This window comes from Tepidimicrobium xylanilyticum, from assembly GCF_900106765.1.
In the GTDB taxonomy this organism is placed as follows: domain Bacteria; phylum Bacillota; class Clostridia; order Tissierellales; family Tepidimicrobiaceae; genus Tepidimicrobium; species Tepidimicrobium xylanilyticum.
In genome coordinates this window covers 105,140-120,852 of the sequence record NZ_FNNG01000006.1, presented here as the reverse complement: position 1 = coordinate 120,852, position 15,713 = coordinate 105,140, and the positions used below count along the sequence as shown (strand labels likewise).

18 protein-coding genes are annotated in these 15,713 nt (G+C 31.7%); all 18 read left to right on the top strand.

What is annotated here, in order from left to right:
• Positions 1 to 19 precede the first annotated feature (19 nt).
• The 18 genes from acpP to BLV68_RS08075 all read left to right on the top strand — a co-directional run bounded on the left by acpP (position 20) and on the right by BLV68_RS08075 (position 15,701).
• Positions 20 to 250, top strand: a complete 231-nt coding sequence (gene acpP, locus BLV68_RS08160) for an acyl carrier protein (RefSeq protein ID WP_093752689.1) — start codon at positions 20 to 22, stop codon at positions 248 to 250.
• 54 nt (positions 251 to 304) lie between these two features.
• Positions 305 to 1,027, top strand: a complete 723-nt coding sequence (gene rnc, locus BLV68_RS08155; protein ID WP_200773704.1) for a ribonuclease III — start codon at positions 305 to 307, stop codon at positions 1,025 to 1,027.
• The gene (locus BLV68_RS08150) at positions 1,020 to 2,123 is read left to right on the top strand and encodes an elongator complex protein 3 (RefSeq protein WP_093752687.1); all 1,104 of its coding nucleotides are present in this window, start codon (positions 1,020 to 1,022) and stop codon (positions 2,121 to 2,123) included. Before rnc ends, BLV68_RS08150 begins: the two co-directional genes overlap by 8 nt.
• A gap of 63 nt (positions 2,124 to 2,186) precedes the next feature.
• Positions 2,187 to 5,765, top strand: coding sequence for a chromosome segregation protein SMC (gene smc, locus BLV68_RS08145; RefSeq protein ID WP_159428651.1), 3,579 nt, complete (start codon positions 2,187 to 2,189; stop codon positions 5,763 to 5,765).
• A 12-nt stretch (positions 5,766 to 5,777) separates the two neighbouring features.
• Complete coding sequence (gene ftsY, locus BLV68_RS08140; RefSeq protein WP_093752683.1) at positions 5,778 to 6,827, top strand: signal recognition particle-docking protein FtsY; 1,050 nt, start codon at positions 5,778 to 5,780, stop codon at positions 6,825 to 6,827.
• A 97-nt stretch (positions 6,828 to 6,924) separates the two neighbouring features.
• A complete protein-coding gene (ylxM, locus tag BLV68_RS08135) occupies positions 6,925 to 7,308 on the top strand; it encodes a YlxM family DNA-binding protein (protein ID WP_200773703.1) in 384 nt (127 codons plus the stop codon).
• Positions 7,308 to 8,648, top strand: a complete 1,341-nt coding sequence (gene ffh / locus BLV68_RS08130) for a signal recognition particle protein (RefSeq protein ID WP_093752681.1) — start codon at positions 7,308 to 7,310, stop codon at positions 8,646 to 8,648. Before ylxM ends, ffh begins: the two co-directional genes overlap by 1 nt.
• A 33-nt stretch (positions 8,649 to 8,681) precedes the next feature.
• Positions 8,682 to 8,954 carry a 30S ribosomal protein S16 gene (rpsP, locus tag BLV68_RS08125; protein WP_093752679.1) on the top strand — a complete coding sequence of 91 codons (273 nt, stop codon included), beginning with the start codon at positions 8,682 to 8,684 and terminating at the stop codon, positions 8,952 to 8,954.
• Between the two features lie 18 nt (positions 8,955 to 8,972).
• Positions 8,973 to 9,203 (top strand): KH domain-containing protein, encoded by a 231-nt coding sequence (locus BLV68_RS08120; protein WP_093752677.1) that lies wholly within the window; start codon positions 8,973 to 8,975, stop codon positions 9,201 to 9,203.
• A 54-nt stretch (positions 9,204 to 9,257) separates the two neighbouring features.
• Positions 9,258 to 9,761, top strand: coding sequence for a ribosome maturation factor RimM (gene rimM, locus BLV68_RS08115; RefSeq protein ID WP_234949861.1), 504 nt, complete (start codon positions 9,258 to 9,260; stop codon positions 9,759 to 9,761).
• Complete coding sequence (gene trmD / locus BLV68_RS08110) at positions 9,758 to 10,489, top strand: tRNA (guanosine(37)-N1)-methyltransferase TrmD (RefSeq protein WP_093752673.1); 732 nt, start codon at positions 9,758 to 9,760, stop codon at positions 10,487 to 10,489. Before rimM ends, trmD begins: the two co-directional genes overlap by 4 nt.
• A 108-nt stretch (positions 10,490 to 10,597) precedes the next feature.
• Complete coding sequence (gene rplS, locus BLV68_RS08105; RefSeq protein WP_093752671.1) at positions 10,598 to 10,945, top strand: 50S ribosomal protein L19; 348 nt, start codon at positions 10,598 to 10,600, stop codon at positions 10,943 to 10,945.
• Between the two features lie 50 nt (positions 10,946 to 10,995).
• A complete protein-coding gene (ylqF, locus tag BLV68_RS08100) occupies positions 10,996 to 11,844 on the top strand; it encodes a ribosome biogenesis GTPase YlqF (RefSeq protein WP_093752669.1) in 849 nt (282 codons plus the stop codon).
• Positions 11,845 to 11,859: 15 nt separating this feature from the next.
• Complete coding sequence (locus BLV68_RS08095; RefSeq protein WP_093752667.1) at positions 11,860 to 12,465, top strand: ribonuclease HII; 606 nt, start codon at positions 11,860 to 11,862, stop codon at positions 12,463 to 12,465.
• Positions 12,466 to 12,483: 18 nt separating this feature from the next.
• Positions 12,484 to 13,863: a hypothetical protein gene (locus tag BLV68_RS08090; RefSeq protein WP_093752665.1), complete on the top strand. Its 1,380-nt coding sequence runs from the start codon at positions 12,484 to 12,486 to the stop codon at positions 13,861 to 13,863.
• A 2-nt stretch (positions 13,864 to 13,865) separates the two neighbouring features.
• Entirely contained in the window at positions 13,866 to 14,150 is a 285-nt protein-coding gene (locus BLV68_RS08085; RefSeq protein WP_093752663.1) for an EscU/YscU/HrcU family type III secretion system export apparatus switch protein, read from the top strand.
• Between the two features lie 3 nt (positions 14,151 to 14,153).
• Positions 14,154 to 14,504 (top strand): YraN family protein, encoded by a 351-nt coding sequence (locus BLV68_RS08080; RefSeq protein WP_093752661.1) that lies wholly within the window; start codon positions 14,154 to 14,156, stop codon positions 14,502 to 14,504.
• 69 nt (positions 14,505 to 14,573) lie between these two features.
• Positions 14,574 to 15,701: a YifB family Mg chelatase-like AAA ATPase gene (locus tag BLV68_RS08075; protein ID WP_234949860.1), complete on the top strand. Its 1,128-nt coding sequence runs from the start codon at positions 14,574 to 14,576 to the stop codon at positions 15,699 to 15,701.
• The last annotated feature ends 12 nt before the right edge of the window (positions 15,702 to 15,713 follow it).

Genomic DNA, 15,713 nt, shown 5'->3' with positions numbered 1-15,713 from the left:
TTTTGGAGGTGCTATAAAAATGGTTTATGAAAGAATTAAGGAGATCATATCGCAACAATTTCACATTGATGAAGAGGATATTACAACGGAAACTTCCTTTAGGGAAGATTTGAATGCGGATTCTTTAGATTTAGTGGAGTTAATTATGGCTTTAGAGGATGAATTTGAAATAGAAGTGGAAGACGACGTTATAGAAGAAATTATCACAGTAGGAGATGCTGTGGAATATATAAGTAAAATCGTAAGGTAATAAAATTGTCATTAATAGAGTTAACCTTAACTCTATTAATTTGGAGGTTATAATGTGAGAATATCACCTGATAGGGAAAGAATATTAAATAAACTTCAATCTGAAATCAATTATCAGTTTAAAGATATAGAATTATTAAATACTTCTTTAACCCATAGTTCATATGTTAATGAAAACAAGGGAAAATGCGACAAGAGCAATGAAAGATTAGAATTTTTAGGTGATTCTGTAATTAGCTTGGTTGTTAGCGAATATCTTTATAAGCGTTTTATAGAGTTTCCAGAAGGAGATTTAACGAAGAGGAGAGCTTCAGTTGTATGCGAATCCTCTTTAGCTTTTGCTGCGAGGAAAATTAATCTAGGTGATTATCTGCTATTAGGAAAAGGGGAAGATGCAACAGGCGGTAGAGATAGGGATTCCATATTAGCCGATGCCTTTGAAGCATTGACAGGAGCAATTTTTGTAGATGGAGGATTAAAAAGTGCTAAGGACTTTTTATTAGGGCAGTTCGAGCGAGAGGTAATTTATGCTTTATCAAAAGGAAATCTATTTATTGATTACAAAACTGAACTCCAAGAAATATTGCAAAAAAGAGGAATATCCAAAATTGAATATAGGGTTGAGAAAGAGACAGGGCCAGATCATAATAAAAAGTTTTATATGAACGTGCTTATAGAAGGCAAAATCATAGGTAGTGGGATGGGTAGAAATAAAAAGGAGGCGGAGCAAATGGCAGCTAAGCAAGCCTTACTTAAAATAGGTGAAACAGATGGGTAAAAAACATTTTATAATACCTATTTTTGTACCCCATTATGGCTGTCCCCATGATTGTGTTTTTTGCAACCAAAGGCGAATTACTGGTCTTTCTACTGATGTAACACCAGAGTATGTAGAACATACCATTGAAGAGCATTTAACAACTTTCCCTCCAAATGATATCACTATTGAAGTAGCTTTTTATGGTGGAAGTTTTACAGGAATAGATAAAGAGATTCAAAGGCAGTTGTTGGCTATTCCTCTAAAATATAAGAAAGATGGTAAAATAGATAAAATTAGATTGTCTACAAGGCCTGATTATATTGATAAAGATATTTTATGCTTCCTTAAGGAATATGGAGTTGATATTATTGAATTGGGGGTACAATCATTAGATGACAGTGTTTTAAGGAAAAATGGAAGAGGCCATAATAGCCAGCAGGTTTATATGGCCTCTCAACTAATTAAGGAATATAATTTTAAATTAGGGTTACAGATGATGTTAGGTTTAATAGGAGACACAAAGGATAAAATGATTTTTACTGCAAAAGAATTTATTAAGTTGCAACCTTATTGTGTGAGAATTTATCCCACTTTAGTCATAAAGGATACTTATTTGGAGAAATTATATAAATGCAATAGGTATAAGCCTTTGTCCTTAGAAGAAGCTGTAGAGATTTCAGCTTATTTATTGACTTTGTTTGAAAATAATAGTATTAATGTGATACGAATAGGATTGCAGCCAACTGAAACTATAAATTATGGAAAAGACGTGGTGGCAGGTCCCTTTCATCCATCCTTCAGGCAATTAGTTGAATCTTACATTTATAGGGTCATTTTAGAAGAAGTTTTAAGTTCGATAGTAGGCAAAATAGGGAATGATATAGTGAAGATAGAAATAAATAAAAGTAACATATCCAACTTGGTAGGGCAAAAATCACATAATGTAGAATATTTAGTTAACAAATATGGATTAAAAGCTATAAAGGTATATGGAAATGAATTGGATAAGGATATAATAGGTATATATGTTGGTCAAAACTACTACAGAATAAATAAAAAAGGATTTATTAATAAACTGTTGAATATAAGTGAGAGAAATGAAGTTTGTAGTTAAAATGAGAGTAATATTTAATAATCTGTAATTAGGGATTAATATGAGTTTAAAGGGTGATTGGACTTGCACTTAAAAAAAATTGAAATAAATGGCTTTAAATCCTTTGCTGATAAGGTGGAGATAGATTTTAAAAAGGGCATTACTGCTATTGTAGGGCCTAATGGCAGTGGTAAGAGCAATATTGCAGATGCTATTAGATGGGTTTTAGGAGAGCAAAGTATAAAGACTTTACGGGGCAGTAAAATGGAGGATGTGATTTTTTCAGGAACCGACAAGAGAAGAGCCTTAGGATATAGCGAAGTAACTATTACCTTTGACAATAATGATAAGGTTATTCCCCTAGATTATGGAGAAGTGGCTATTACAAGAAGGATGTTTCGTTCAGGGGAAAGCGAATACTATATAAACAAAAATTCCTGTAGGTTAAAAGATATTAGAGAATTATTTATGGATACCGGAGTTGGCAAGGAAGGTTATTCAATAATTGGACAAGGTAAGGTTGATGAGGTACTCAGCACAAGACCGGAAGAAAGGAGAAAGATATTTGAAGAGGCTGCTGGCATAGTAAAATATAAGACTAGAAAAATAGAAGCAGAAAAAAAACTAGAAAAGACAGACCAAAATATTGTAAGGATTAAGGATTTGATCCATGAACTTACTATCCAATCGGATAATTTAAAGGAGCAATCGGAAAAAGCTCATGTCTATCTTAAACTTTCTAATAGATTAAAAGAAATTGAGATCAATCTATTAATAAGGGAATTTGAAAGGCTTAATAATTTGATTCTTCTTAACAAAGATGAGAAAGAAAAACTGAAGAAACAGATGGATGAATTAATTAATAGAAGGAATGAAGTTGAATGTAATTTCAATATGATGAAAAATAAAATATCGGAATTAGATATATCTATGGATATGATTGAAAGGGAAAGGTCTGAAGCTTTAAATTCTCTCAATGAAAGAAATAACCATCTATCATTACTGGAAGAAAAGGAAAAGTATTTGCAAAGGGATATAGAAAGATTGGTTAATGAGATAGAAGGGTTAAATTCTAAATTAGAGGATATGGATAGGAAAAAAACTCAGTTGATAGATGAAAGATCAAAATTGTTAGAGGAGTTAAGTTTATTAAAAAAAGAATTCCATAATAAGAATATAAAACTACAAATGCTAAAGGATCAAATTCTCCTAAAGGAAAGGGAGATTGAAGTCCAAAGGGATAATGCAATAGAAGTTTACAATGCAATCAGGGATAAAAAAAGTAAGATAAATAGCTTTGCTAGTTTTAAAGATAATATATATAGAAGAATGAACCAAGTTGAGAATGAAATAAAATCTTTATTGGAAAAGGTAAAAGAAAATGAGCAACTATTAGAGTGGATTGAAAAGGAGGAAGAGGTTAAAGCAAAAGAGATTGACAAAGAAAAAGAAATCCTTTATCAATTAAAATTATTGGAAAAAGAACATAATGATAAATTGGATTATCTTTACAAGGATATCAACGGTAAAAGGGCAGAGCTTCAAGGCAAAGTTTCCAATTATAATTTGCTTAAAACTATGGAACAGGATTATGAGGGCTACTATAAGAGTGTTAAGAACCTCATGTTGGAATGTAGAAAAAAGGACTTTTTAAGGGAAAAGATTATTGGAGTTGTGGCAGATTTAATGAGAGTAGACGAAGAGTATGAAAAGGCCATAGATGTGGGATTAAGCGGTAGCTTACAAAACGTAGTAACAAAGAATGAGGAAGATGCCAAATATGTAATCGAATATTTAAGAGAAAACAACTTGGGACGGGTTACTTTTTTACCACTTACAACAATAAAAGGGAAGCCTTTATATATAAGTCCTAAAGATAGGGAAAAATACAATATATTGGGATTAGGATCAGAACTGATTAATTTTGATGAAGAGTATAGGAATATCTTTGAGTATTTACTAGGTAAAACTATAATAGTGAAAGATTTAAGGGATGCTCTTATATTAGCAAAAAAATACAACTATGCTTTTAAAATAGTAACTTTAAAGGGAGATATAATTAATGCAGGAGGCTCCATGACAGGAGGAAGCTTTTCTAAAGCTAGTACTAATCTCATTAATAGAAGGGCTAGAATAGTAAAAATTGAAGAGGAAATAAAGATTTTCAATAAAGCATTAGATGACTTGGAAGATAAAAAAAGACAATTAAAAACAAAAATACTGGAAATTCAAGCAAACATAAAGGTTCAAGAGGAAAGCTTGCAAAATAAGAATATAGAATTCGTTAGAATTGAAAATGAAAAAAACAAAGCCTTTAGCCAACTAGAAGATGCAAATAGTTCCCTAAGCAAATATTTTGGCGAGATGGAAAGACTTAAAATAGAGTTAGATAATTTAGTTAAAGAGGAGAAAGTATTAAAAGAAGAACTGGATTTAATAGATTTAGAAAACAATAAATCAAAAGAAATTATAAAAGAGATGATTAGTGATTTTGAAGAAATAAAGGTCAGAGAAGAAGAAGCATCAAAAGAGGTAACTGATGTTAAAATACAATTGAATAATATAGAAAATAGATTGGCTAATAAGGAAGAGATGATAGAATCAACAAAAAAGGAAATAGATAATAACTATTATTTAATAAAAGTGAAAGAAGAAGAGCTAAAAAAGAATAAAGAAGAGATTAAGGCCTTAGCAGATGAAAGAGATAATATTAGGGATGAAATAATTAAATTTACTAATTGTAAAGAGGAAAAAGAGGAAGCCTTGATGGATTTAAAAACAAAAAAGAGCCTACTCATGAAAGATTACTATTTAAAGCAAGATAGTTTAAATGAGCTCAATAATCAGATAAATGAACAATCTAAGTTATTAAATAATTGCGATATAAAGGAAGCAAAATATAATGTTCAACTTGAAAATATTAATACTAAATTAAAGGAAGATTATGAGTTAAATTATGAGGAAGCTCAAAAATTTAGAATTCCAGTGGAGGATGAAAATAAGGTAAAAGAGGAGGCAAGAAAAATCAAAAATGAAATTAAAGATATAGGTTCAGTAAATCTTGCTTCCATTGAAGATTATAAAAAAATAAAGGAAAGACTTGATTTCATATGCAAGCAACATGAAGACCTATTACTGTCAAAGGAAAATTTATTGCAGGTAATAAATGATATGGAGAAAAAAATGAAGGAACAGTTCCTATACAATTTTAACAAAATAAATGTAGCATTTGATGAAATATTTTCTGCCTTATTTGGTGGAGGGAAAGCAAGCATAGAGTTAGAAGATGAAAAAGACATATTAAACTGCGGTATAGAGATAAAAGCGCAGCCTCCAGGGAAAAAACTGCAGAGCCTATCTTTACTCTCTGGTGGAGAAAAATCTTTAACTGCTGTTGCCCTCCTTTTTGCGATATTAAAGATCAAACCAACACCTTTTTGTGTATTAGATGAAATAGATGCTGCTTTAGATGAAGCTAATATAAGCAGATATACTAATTACTTACGTAGTTTTTCAGAAGATACTCAGTTCATTATTATAACCCACAGGAAGAGCACAATGGAGATGGCGGATATATTATATGGAGTTACTATGGAAGAAGAAGGTGTAAGTAAAATTGTGTCTGTAAAATTAACAGATAATACAGGAGAAATAGCAAGCTAAGGAGGATTATTTATGTTCAAAAATTTTTTTAGGCGAAATAAGGAAGAAAAGAAAGATGAAAATGAAAAGCATTTAGAAGAACCGATTGATGAAGAGGAGATTAAAGCAACGAATGAAAATGGAAATATAGTTGAAGAAAAACCCCAGATAAACTTTTTCCAAAAATTGAAGGCTGGCTTGGACAAGACTAGAAAAGGTATGACAGATAAGATCGACGCTATTCTTAGGTCCTATGGAAAGATAGATGAAGAATTATTCGATGATTTAGAGGAAATATTGGTAACTGCAGATGTGGGGATAAATACTACTATGGAGATTATAGATAGGTTAAAAAATCGAGTAAAAGAGGAAAAAATCAGTGAACCAGATAAGGTGAGGGAATTATTGAAAGAAGAGATAAAAAAAATAATGGAGGAATCTGAAGGAGATAACAAACTAAAGATAGGCTCTTCTCCTACAGTTATATTGATGGTGGGAGTGAACGGAGTAGGAAAGACTACGACCATTGGCAAATTGTCGTATAATTTCAAAAAACAAGGGAAAAAAGTAATAATTGCTGCAGGAGATACTTTTAGAGCAGCCGCTATAGAACAATTGGAAGAGTGGAGTAATAGGTCTGGGGCAGATTTTGTTAAGCATAGTGAAGGAGCTGATCCAGCAGCTGTTATATTTGATGGAATACAGGCAGCTAAAGCTAGAAAAGCAGATGTGCTAATTTGTGATACTGCTGGAAGACTGCATAATAAGAAGAATTTAATGAATGAATTAAGCAAAATATTTAGGGTAGTGAATAGTGAATTTCCAGAAGCAGAAAAAGAAGTTTTATTGGTATTAGATGCTACTACAGGACAGAACGCAATTTCTCAAGCGAAAGTTTTTAAGGAAGTCTGCGATATAACTGGAGTAGTGCTTACTAAATTAGATGGTACTGCAAAGGGAGGAGTTGTTATTGCGCTTCAATCTGAATTAGGATTACCCGTAAAACTAGTAGGAATTGGAGAAAAAATCGATGACCTTCAGGAGTTTAATGTTGAGGATTTTGTTGAAGCCATCTTTGATTAGGAAATAATTTTTATTATATTATTGACAAATAAAAGTTGATATATTAGAATAGTACTGTCAAGCTACAAACTTGACAGTATATTTTTTGGTGATTTGTATGATTAATAAATTAATTGAAATTGGAATTTTATTTGATTTTTATGGGAAATTGTTAAGTGAAAGGCAGTTTGCTGCCATAGAATTATATTATATCCATAATTTATCTTTAGCAGAAATTGGAGAAGAACTGGGTATAAGTCGTCAGAGTGTATATGATACTTTAAAGAGAGCAGAAGAAAAGCTATACGAATATGAAGACACTCTTGGATTGGTTAGGAAGTTTTATTATAGCAGGGAAGAAATTGATAGGTTATACAATTTGATAGATGAACTTGAAACAGAAGCAATCAATTTGAAGAATGAGAATATAATCGGGAAGTTAAAGGAGCTCAGAGGGATTATCGGTAAAATAATTGATAGTAGCCGGGAGGTAGTTAATTAATGGTATTTGAAAGCTTATCCGAAAAATTACAAAATGCACTGGGGAAGCTGAGAAGTAAAGGAAAACTAACGGAAAAAGATGTTGATACTGCGCTAAGAGAAGTAAGATTGGCTCTTTTAGAAGCTGATGTTAATTTTAGAGTAGTAAAAGATTTTGTAAAAAGGGTGAAAGAAAGGGCAATAGGTTCCGAGGTAATGGAAAGCTTAACTCCTGGGCAACAGGTAATCAAAATAGTTAATGAAGAGCTGACCATTTTAATGGGGGAAAGAGAGTCAAAATTAAATATTGCTTCTACTCCTCCAACCATTATATTAATGTGTGGTTTACAGGGGGCTGGTAAGACTACAACAGCAGGAAAGTTAGCTAACAATCTTTTAAAACAGAATAAAAGGCCCCTATTAGTTGCCTGCGATATTTATAGACCAGCAGCTATTAAACAATTGGAAGTAGTGGGAGAAAGGGTTGGTGTCCCTGTATTTACTATGGGAGATAGAAATAACCCAGTAGATATAGCAAAGGCAGCTATTGAGTACGGTAAAAAGAATAATAATGATATTATAATAATAGATACTGCTGGTAGACTCCATATTGATGATGATTTAATGGAGGAATTAGAAAACATTTATAGTGCAGTTAATCCCCATGAGGTATTATTAGTAGTAGATGCAATGACAGGGCAAGATGCTGTAAATGTAGCTGAGACATTTAATGATAGATTAGAGATAACTGGGGTAATTTTGACCAAGTTAGACGGTGATGCAAGGGGAGGGGCTGCTCTTTCTATTAGATCAGTTACGAAAAAACCCATTAAGTTTGTAGGTATGGGTGAAAAACTAGATCAGTTAGAGCCTTTTCATCCCGATAGGATGGCTTCCAGAATATTGGGTATGGGAGATGTGCTAAGTTTAATTGAGAAAGCACAAGCTTCTATTGATGAGAAGAAAGCTTTGGAATTAGAAAAGAAATTAAGATCCCAACAGTTTACATTAGATGATTTCTTAGATCAAATAGACCAGATGAAGAACTTAGGACCAATAGATGAAATATTAGGAATGTTACCCGGTATTAATTCCAAAGCTCTTAAAAATATAGATGTTAATGAGAAGGATATAATTAAAATTAAAGCTATTATTCAATCTATGACACCTGAGGAGAGAAATGATCCTTCAATAATAGATAGTAGAAGAAAAAAGAGGATTGCAATGGGCAGTGGAACTACCGTACAGGATATAAATAGATTGTTAAAGCAGTTTAAAGATACTAAGAAGATGATGAAAAGATTCACCAATATGGAAAAAGCCATAAAGAAAAAAGGGAAATTTGGATTCCCCTTTTTCTAGATATAAATAGCAAAGATAAAAGGAGGTGGAAAAATGGCAGTAAAGATTAGACTTAGGAGAATGGGGGCTAAGAAAAACCCTTTTTATAGAATAATTGTAGCTGATTCCCGTTCACCAAGGGATGGTCGCTTTATAGAGGAAATAGGCTATTATAATCCTTTAACAGAACCTAAAACTGTTAAAATAGATGATGAGAAGGCTATTATGTGGTTGAAAAATGGTGCCAAACCTACCGATGTTGTTGATAAATTGTTTAGAGAAAATGGTATATACGAGAAGAGTAAAGAAGCTGATTCAGAAGAATAATTTGTAGGAGGTGCAAAAATGGGAGAGTTAGTAGAAATAATAGCTAAGGCTCTTGTAGATAATCCCGATCAAGTAGAGGTTAATGAGATTGAGGGAACTCAGTCAGTAATAATCGAGTTAAAAGTTGCTGAGGAAGACATGGGTAAAATTATAGGTAAACAAGGTAGGATTGCAAAAGCTATTAGAACTGTGGTTAAAGCAGCAGCTATAAAGGATAATAAAAGAGTAGTAGTAGAAATTATTCAATAATCAGTTTGGGGTACCTTAGGGTGCCCTTTCTAATATAGCATGGTTGGTGAAAATATGGATTATATTAAAATTGGCTGGATAATGAATACCCATGGAATAAAGGGAGAATTAAAAGTTTATCCTTTAACTTATGACATTAATAGATTTAATGATTTAAAGAAAGTTTATATAGGGAATAATAAGATTGAAGCTGAAATAGAACGGGTTAAATACAGTAAAGGTTTAACTATTTTAAAATTTAAAGAATTTAACAATATTAATGATGTTCTGAAATTTAAAAAAGATTATATTTATATAGATGAAAAAGATAGGGTTGAATTACCTGATGACCATTTCTTTGTATTTGATATAATTGATTGTACCGTATATACTATTAAAGGTCATAAAGTTGGAACAGTAACTGATGTATTGCAAATGGCTAGCAATGACGTATACGTTGTTAAAGACGTTGAAAATGGTAAAGAATATCTAATACCTGCAGTAAAGGAATTCGTAGTGGATATAGATATTAAAAACAAGAAGATAGTAATCGATCCTATCGAAGGAATGATAGAATGAGAATAGATGTTTTAACTCTGTTTCCAGAAATTTTTACCCATTTTGAAGAATGGAGCATTATAGGTAGAATTATCGATAAGGGTCTTGTAACCATTAGGAAAATAAACATAAGGGATTTTTCGGAGGATAAACATAAGCGGGTTGATGATTATCCCTATGGTGGCGGACCTGGTATGATAATGAAACCAGAACCCATTTATTCAGCTATAAAAGAGGTAAAAAGTGATAATTCAAAAGTCATATATCTTTCTCCTCAAGGGAAGGTGCTCAATCAACAATTAGTCAACCGTTTATCTAAAGAGGAACATTTAATACTTCTATGTGGTCATTATGAGGGGATAGATAACAGAATAATAGAAAATTATGTGGATTTAGAGATTTCCATTGGGGACTATGTTTTAACGGGGGGAGAAATACCCGCTATGGTATTGATAGAGTCCATTATTAGGCTATTGCCTGGTGCTTTGGGTAAAGAATCCTATAAAGAGGAATCCCATTTTAATGGATTATTAGAATATCCACAATATACTCGTCCAAGGGTCTTTAATGGATTATCTGTACCAGAGGTATTGCTTTCTGGTAACCATCAGAAAATTCAAGAGTGGAGAAAATATCAGTCCTTAAAAAACACCTATTTAAAAAGGCCAGATCTTTTGGAGAATATCCAATTGACAGATGAAGAAATGAAAATACTAAAAAAAATAAAAGAAGAATTTGATAGAAAATAAGTTGTATTTTATATTTACGTATGCTATAATACAGAACGTATGGAATTAAGGATGGTCCTCTGCCATTTGAGATGGCATGAACATCTGGGGAGAAGGGAGGTTTCAACGGTGGATATAATAAGATTAATAGAAGATGAGCAAAAAAGGGATGACCTACCAGAGTTTAATGTAGGTGATACTGTTCAAGTTCATTATAAAGTTAAAGAAGGTACTCGTGAAAGGATTCAAGTATTTGAAGGTACTGTTATTAAAAGACAAGGTGGAGGAATTAGAGAAACATTTACTGTAAGGAGACTGTCTTATGGCGTTGGAGTTGAAAGAACATTCCCTCTACATTCTCCAAGGATTGATAAGATTGTTGTTGTAAGAAGAGGTAGAGTAAGAAGATCTAAACTTTACTACTTAAGAGAAAGACAAGGTAAAGCTGCTAAAGTTAAAGAAAAGAAGTACTATTAATGTATTGGGACTGATTAAGTCCCAATTTTATTTTAAAAGTAGGTGAATCTATGAATATTAATTGGTATCCTGGTCATATGAAAAAGACTAAAGAATCGATTAAAAAAAATCTATCTTTAGTCGACATAGTCTATGAGCTAATTGATGCAAGAATACCTTGTAGTAGTCAGAATCCAGAAATAGATATAATTTTAAAAAATAAGCCTCGCTTGATAATTATGAATAAATCGGATTTGGCAGACGATGATATTAGCGAAAGATGGCAAAAATATTTTAATTTTAAAGGAATTACTTCTGTTTTAGTGGATTGTATTAGCAACAGAGGCTTAAATGAGGTCGTTAATTTATCCTATGTTTTAACAGAGGAAAAGAGATTACAACTAGCTAAAAAAGGCATTAAAAACCGACCAATAAGGGCTATGATTGTAGGAATACCCAATGTAGGCAAATCAACATTGATAAATAGTTTATCTAGAAAGAAGGGTGCAAAGGTTAGCAACAAGCCAGGTGTGACCAAAAAAGATCAATGGATAAGAATTAGGAAGGATTTAGAGCTATTAGATACCCCTGGGATTTTATGGCCTAAATTTGAGGATAAAGAAGTGGGCCTGAATTTAGCATTTACAGGAGCTATTAAAGATGAGTTATTAGATATAGAAACTCTAGTTATTAAGTTGATAGAAAGGCTTAGTTTTATTTCTAAAGCCTGTTTAGAGGAAAGGTATAATATTGTTGTCAGCAATAAATCAGCCTATGAAATACTTTTGGAAATAGGCAAGAAAAGAGGTTGTGTAATCAGAGGAGGAGAAATTGATACTGAAAAGGCTAGTAACATAGTATTAGATGAATTTAGAAAAGGGATAATTGGTAAGATTACTTTAGAATTTCCTAATTTTTAATTGGAGGATTTACGAATGGATAAAATAGAAAGGGAATTACGAGAAAAAGGTTATAAATTCATTGCATGTGTAGATGAAGTTGGTAGGGGCTGTTTAGCTGGCGATGTAGTAGCTTGTGCAATTATTATGCCTAAGGAGATTTTTATTCAAGGGGTAAATGATTCAAAAAAATTAACTGTTAAAAAGCGAGAACAATTGTATGATAAGATTATTGATACAGCCCTTGCAATAGGCATAGGACAGGTTAAACCTCATATAATTGATGAAATCAATATTAAGGAAAGTACTAGATTAGCAATGAGAGATGCAATTTTAAATTTAAGGGACAAATCAGGCAATAAAATAATACCAGATTATATATTGGTAGATGCAGAGACTATTCCAATCAATATACCCCAATCCAGCTTAATAAAAGGGGATGAAAAGAGCTACGGTATTGCCTGTGCATCTATTGTTGCAAAGGTATTCAGGGATAAATTATGTGAAGAATGGGGTAATAGCTATAAGGGATATAAGATAGAAAAGAATAAGGGATATGGGACCAAGGAACATATAGAAGCTATTAAAAAAATTGGTCCCTCCCCAATACATAGGATGACCTTTTTAAAGAGAATTTTATGATGGGATGGAGATGGTATTATGAGGATACCTAATTTTATAAATATAGACGGCATATTTTATCATTTAAAAGAAGGGTTTTTTGCAAAGGGTAATTTGATTGAAGGTGAAATTATTGAAGTTGAAGACGATTTGGTTTTAATCCATATTAAAGATGTAGGTATAATAAAGGCTAAATCGGAAAGTCATTTAAGTGCACAAGAAGGCAAAATATTAAATTTTATAGTAAAAGATATTCAAAAGGATTGTATTCAGTTAAAACCCATATTGCCTAATGTGACTAAAGAAAAAGATTTTCAATTAGCCACTGTCAATGATGAAAAATTAGTTGGTATTTTAGAAGAATATAATATAAAACCAACTACCAGTTCCGCAAAGTTTTTGAAAAATTTAATGGAATTTAATATCCCAATTGACAAGGATAACGTAGTGAGAGGGGTTTGGCTTACAGATAAATTAGAACAATTGATAAATCTAAAAGAAAATACAGTGCCAATATTAGCTAGTACAGGTAATTTAGAAATAGATGTTTCTGATATTCTAAAAGAGGATATAAGGAACATACTTGTTATTGAGGGTAATGAAGTTGAGGATAATAAAGAATCTAATATTAGTTATGCCAAAGATTTTACTGGTGTAATTAATGAATTTGTTAAGGATTTTCCAAAGTTAAACGATGATTTATTACAGAAAACAGTTATTTTTTTTATGAAATATAATATTAAACCTAGCTTAAAGAATGTTAAATATTTTTTAGAATTAGAACTAGACCCTTCTTCTTTTTCAAAAGATTTTGAAATGTTAAAAGAGTTTAATGTTTTTAAGTTTACAAATCCTATAAAAAGGTTTATCATTGATAATGATGGTGTTACGAAAACTATTGAACAAGAAAACATAAAGTATGCTAATATTTTGAGCAAAACCATAAGCTTATTAAAAGATATAAAGGCAGACAATGAAAAAACAAAGGAAATTATTGAAGAATTGATTGACAAATGTAGTTTCTTAAAGGATATGAATAAAGAGTTAATTTTTATACATCTGCCCTTAAATATGGATAAAGATTATAAGGATACAATTATAACTTTTCTAAAGAATAGAAAACAGGAAAAAGGATATAAAAATAAGCTAAATATATTTATCAATTTAAATACTAAAAGGTTGGGAACCATTAGAATAGCTTGTTTGGTATGGGATAATTATATAGATGTTAAATTTAGTGGTATAAATAAAGAAGATATTTATTTATTTGAATCTAGAGAGAACTTATTAAGAAATTTAGTTGAAACTACAGGATATGAAATAAGGACTGTTGAATATATAAATCGTGATTTTACAAGTATTTTGGATACTCTAAAACTTAATATTACCAATATATTTAATTTGGATATTAGGGTGTAAATATGAATAAAAGAGAAAAGAGAAATAAAGAGATTAAAAAAGCTGTGGCTTTATCCTATAAAGAAGACTTTAATGCGCCAAAAGTAGTAGCAAAAGGCAAGGGAGAAATTGCTGAAAAAATTGTGGAAGTTGGGAAAAAGGAAAACATAGAGATTTATAAGGATGAAGAATTAATTGATGAGCTAATAAGTCTAGAATTACATGAAGAAATTCCACCTGAACTATATGAAGCTGTTGCAGAGATTATATTATTTGTTTATAGATTGGATAAGGAAAAAGGTGAATGAAATATGGGCAGCAATATTGATAAGGGTATAATAGGCGAGACTGAGGCGGTTAATTATCTAATGTCAAAGGGATATAAAATAATGGATAGAAATTATAGAACTAGGGTTGGGGAAATAGATATAGTTGCTGTAAAGTCCAATATATTGGCTTTTATAGAGGTAAAAGCTAGAACCAGTTTAAATTATGGGTATCCTTATGAGGCAGTAAATAGGCAAAAACAAAGGAGAATTTATAGTGCTTCTTTAATATATATTAAGCATAAGAATATTTTAGACTATCAAATAAGATATGACATAATAGAAGTTTTTTTGAAGGGGGATAAGAAAATTAACCATATAAAAAATGCTTTTTAGATTTAATTGTTGGAAAACGGTTAATTATAGCTATTGCCCAGGGAATAGCAAGAGAATAAGGGGGTAACAATGTATTCTAAAATAAACACCTGCATATTACAGGGATTAAATGGACATTTAATAGAAGTGGAAACAGATTTATCTCGTGGCATGCCCGTTTTTAATATTGTAGGGCTTCCCGATGCATCTATTAAAGAGTCAAAAGAAAGAGTAAGAACTGCTATCAAAAATAGCGGATATGATTTTCCTCTATCTAGAATTACTGTAAACCTAGCTCCTGCAAATATACGTAAGGAAGGTTCACAATTGGATTTGGCTATTGCATTAGGCATACTTCAAGCTATGGGAATAGTAGCTGATTTTAACTATAGAAATATTGCTTTTATCGGAGAACTATCCTTGGATGGGCGATTAAATCCTGTTGAAGGTGTGTTACCAATAGTTATATCTTTAAGAAATTTTGGTATAAAAAGATGTGTTGTGCCGTATGAGAATAGAGATGAGGCCGCAGTTATAGAGGATATAGAAGTAATTCCAGTAAAAAGCTTAAAACAAGTAATCAATTATTTAAACGGTGAGGAGGAAATAGTTCCATATAAAAGTCCTATTTCTTTTTCTCAAGAAGATGAAATACAGTATGATATAGATTTTAGCGATATAATGGGGCAAGAAACACTAAGGAGAGCCTTGGAAGTAGCAGCTGCTGGAAGCCATAATATACTGATAATAGGGCCACCTGGGGCAGGAAAGACCATGGCCGCTCAAAGATTACCAACAATACTTCCAAGCTTATCCTTTGAAGAGGCAATAGAAGTTACAAAAATTTATAGTATATCTGGACTATTAACATCAAAGACTTTAATAAAAAACAGACCCTTTAGAGCTCCCCACCATACTGCTTCTGCAATATCTCTAATAGGAGGAGGTAGGATTCCTAGGCCTGGTGAAGTTTCTTTGGCTCATCACGGAGTTCTTTTTTTGGATGAGATATTGGAGTTCAAGCGAGATGTATTGGAAGTTTTGAGGCAACCAATAGAAGATGAAGTGGTAACCATATCAAGAGTTAATGCTACAATTACATACCCATCTAAATTTATGTTGGTAGCTAGTATGAATCCATGTCCATGCGTAAGCAATCCGCTTGACTATCCAAGTCATGAAATTCCTTCCCGGGCAAAAAGTACAATACCAGCTTAACTTTGTTCCTAT

Bases quoted from the DNA above. Each gene is read 5' to 3' on its own strand.
- acpP (WP_093752689.1), top strand. From the start codon at position 20: ATGGTTTATGAAAGAATTAAGGAGATCATATCGCAACAATTTCACATT.
- BLV68_RS08150 (WP_093752687.1), top strand. From the start codon at position 1,020: ATGGGTAAAAAACATTTTATAATACCTATTTTTGTACCCCATTATGGC.
- ftsY (WP_093752683.1), top strand. From the start codon at position 5,778: ATGTTCAAAAATTTTTTTAGGCGAAATAAGGAAGAAAAGAAAGATGAA.
- ylxM (WP_200773703.1), top strand. From the start codon at position 6,925: ATGATTAATAAATTAATTGAAATTGGAATTTTATTTGATTTTTATGGG.
- ffh (WP_093752681.1), top strand. From the start codon at position 7,308: ATGGTATTTGAAAGCTTATCCGAAAAATTACAAAATGCACTGGGGAAG.
- rpsP (WP_093752679.1), top strand. From the start codon at position 8,682: ATGGCAGTAAAGATTAGACTTAGGAGAATGGGGGCTAAGAAAAACCCT.
- BLV68_RS08120 (WP_093752677.1), top strand. From the start codon at position 8,973: ATGGGAGAGTTAGTAGAAATAATAGCTAAGGCTCTTGTAGATAATCCC.
- rimM (WP_234949861.1), top strand. From the start codon at position 9,258: ATGGATTATATTAAAATTGGCTGGATAATGAATACCCATGGAATAAAG.
- trmD (WP_093752673.1), top strand. From the start codon at position 9,758: ATGAGAATAGATGTTTTAACTCTGTTTCCAGAAATTTTTACCCATTTT.
- ylqF (WP_093752669.1), top strand. From the start codon at position 10,996: ATGAATATTAATTGGTATCCTGGTCATATGAAAAAGACTAAAGAATCG.
- BLV68_RS08095 (WP_093752667.1), top strand. From the start codon at position 11,860: ATGGATAAAATAGAAAGGGAATTACGAGAAAAAGGTTATAAATTCATT.
- BLV68_RS08090 (WP_093752665.1), top strand. From the start codon at position 12,484: ATGAGGATACCTAATTTTATAAATATAGACGGCATATTTTATCATTTA.
- BLV68_RS08085 (WP_093752663.1), top strand. From the start codon at position 13,866: ATGAATAAAAGAGAAAAGAGAAATAAAGAGATTAAAAAAGCTGTGGCT.
- BLV68_RS08080 (WP_093752661.1), top strand. From the start codon at position 14,154: ATGGGCAGCAATATTGATAAGGGTATAATAGGCGAGACTGAGGCGGTT.
- BLV68_RS08075 (WP_234949860.1), top strand. From the start codon at position 14,574: ATGTATTCTAAAATAAACACCTGCATATTACAGGGATTAAATGGACAT.